A 2,098-nucleotide genomic window follows, 5' to 3' on the forward strand; every position below is an offset into this window, starting at 1 on the left:
TGCTTCTGCTAATTTACTGGTGCCTGTGACGTAGGTCCAGAATCAAGAGGCTCATGGATCCGGCAGGTCCGTTGGTGGGCGACCGACGGTCTGGTGCGGCACCGTGGGCGACAGCGGTTCGCTGGACGGCCGGGTGGTCCTGCCCTGGAACGGCGCCCGCTGATGCCCTGCGTCGACGCTGCGGAAGTCGGCAATCCGGAGCGACTGAGGACGTGCCCCGAAGCGATGCTCCGGCCCATCGGTGACCGTCAGAGGTTCAGGCGAGTGAGCGTGGTCCCCTTCGAGCAGCGGCCGACCATGTCGATCAGCGCCAATCGCTCCTGTGCCTCCAGCGGAGCGAAGAGGCGATCGTGGGCGGCGAGTACCGCCGTCTGAACATCGGCGAGCAGTGCGTCACCTCGGGGTGTAACGCGAAGCGGGCGAGACGGGCCGGGGCCGGGCGAAGCGGCGAGGAGCCCGGCGGTGTTCAGGCGGGCGACCGTACGCCCGAGCGCTTGCCGGGTGATGAAGATCCGTTCGGCGAGGCTCGCCGCAGTGATGCCGGGGTGCGCCCGGACGAGCTCCATGACGCAGTACTCGCTGAACGACAGTCCGCTGCCTTGCAAGGCGGAGTCGAGCGTTGCCCGTAGTGCGTGCTGAAACCTCCACAGTTCCACCCCGAGGCGCTCGGTCACCGAGTCGCTGGCCGCTCCGGTGGCCGTCCCGGGCGAGACCGGCGCATCTGCGTTACCGTTGTCATCCATGTAACCTTAGATTACATACGGTGCGAGGGTGGCGCATCCCGCCCTCGCGCGGAGTCGGCTCTCGTTGAACAGGAGCATTCGTGAAAGACCCGTGGAATCCTCTCTCCCTCCCCTCCCAGCGGGGCCGCACTGTGGTGGTAACCGGCGGCAACGCGGGAATCGGCTACTTCATCGTCGAGCAACTCGCCCAGGCGGGTGCCAGGGTGGTCATCGCGTCCCGCTCCCAACAGAAAGCCCGTACCGCGATCAGCGCCGTCAAGGAGCGTGTCGGCGCGACCGATCTCGACTTCGTCGCTCTGGACCTGTCCTCCATGGAGTCCGTCCGGGAGGCGGCCGAGCAGTTGAATGCGCTGGACCGGATCGACGTGCTGATCAACAACGCCGGGATCACCGATGCGGGGAAGCGGAGAGAGGTCACGAAGGACGGGCACGAGCTCGTGGTCGGCACGAACTTCCTCGGGCATTTCGCCCTCACGGCCCTCGTCTTCCGCAGTATCCAGCCAGAAGGGAGGGTCGTCGGGCTGGGCAGCCTGTCGGCGGCTTCCACGAAGCTAGAGGCCGATGACCTGTACTCGGAGCGGGACTATCAGCCGTCCCGGGCGTACGGGTTCTCAAAGCACGCCGTCCACGGTTTCGCGTTCGAACTCGACCGGCGACTCAGGGCGGTGGGTGACTCCCGGGCGTCGTTGCTGGCGCATCCGGGATGGGCGTCGGACAAGTTCACTCCGCGAGTGCCTGGCGTCAACGACAATCCGTCCAAGGTCCCCAACCCGCTTCCCATGCCGCAGGGCAAGGACAAGGGGGCGTGGCCCATCGTCCGCGCCGCGACGGACCCAGACGCAGAATCGGGAACCTACTTCGGGCCGGGCGGAACCGGTGGACTTGCCGGAAACCCCGTCCGTGCCACGCCCCCTGAGTCGTCCGCGGCCCCGGCTTTCGGAGGCGCACTGTGGAAGGATGCCGAACAGCGCAGCGGCGTCACGTTCGCGCTGTAACTTACCGCAGCGTCGCTGACACGGCGCTCTCCGGGGCTCGCCTCCAGCCGAGGGGCGGCCCGGTGACCGCTTCGGGAGCGGCGAGTCGGCCGGCGGTCCCGCGAGGGCCGGAGGCGCAGGCGGTAGTGCGCCGACCGGCTCCGCGAGGCGGGCTGCGACTTCACCGTCTCCAGGGCCCGACGCCGACCACCGTTTCGGTACTGGAACCGGTTCCTCCGGCGGTGTGCGATGACGGCCAAGCTACGATCCTCGTCTTTCCCATCGCCGCCGTCGCGGGACCCGGCCGAGGAGAAGCACTTCTCCGAGCCGCAGGGCCGGGCGCTCCGGATCGTGCAACGATGCCGGTATGAATCGACTGGC

The 2,098-nt window shown here is 68.0% G+C and carries 2 protein-coding genes; one reads left to right on the forward strand and one right to left on the reverse strand.

The window, feature by feature from the left end:
- Positions 1-248 precede the first annotated feature (248 nt).
- Positions 249-743, reverse strand: a complete 495-nt coding sequence (locus ACFWMZ_RS28195) for a MarR family winged helix-turn-helix transcriptional regulator (protein WP_383204993.1) — start codon at positions 741-743, stop codon at positions 249-251.
- Positions 744-823: 80 nt separating this feature from the next.
- Between ACFWMZ_RS28195 and ACFWMZ_RS28200 the strand changes: the two genes are divergently transcribed.
- The gene (locus tag ACFWMZ_RS28200; RefSeq protein WP_383204996.1) at positions 824-1,738 is read left to right on the forward strand and encodes an SDR family NAD(P)-dependent oxidoreductase; all 915 of its coding nucleotides are present in this window, start codon (positions 824-826) and stop codon (positions 1,736-1,738) included.
- The last annotated feature ends 360 nt before the right edge of the window (positions 1,739-2,098 follow it).

This window comes from Streptomyces sp. NPDC058373 (assembly GCF_042723275.1).
Classification (GTDB): Bacteria; Actinomycetota; Actinomycetes; order Streptomycetales; family Streptomycetaceae; genus Streptomyces.

Bases quoted from the DNA above. Each gene is read 5' to 3' on its own strand.
- ACFWMZ_RS28195 (WP_383204993.1), bottom strand. From the start codon at position 743: ATGGATGACAACGGTAACGCAGATGCGCCGGTCTCGCCCGGGACGGCC.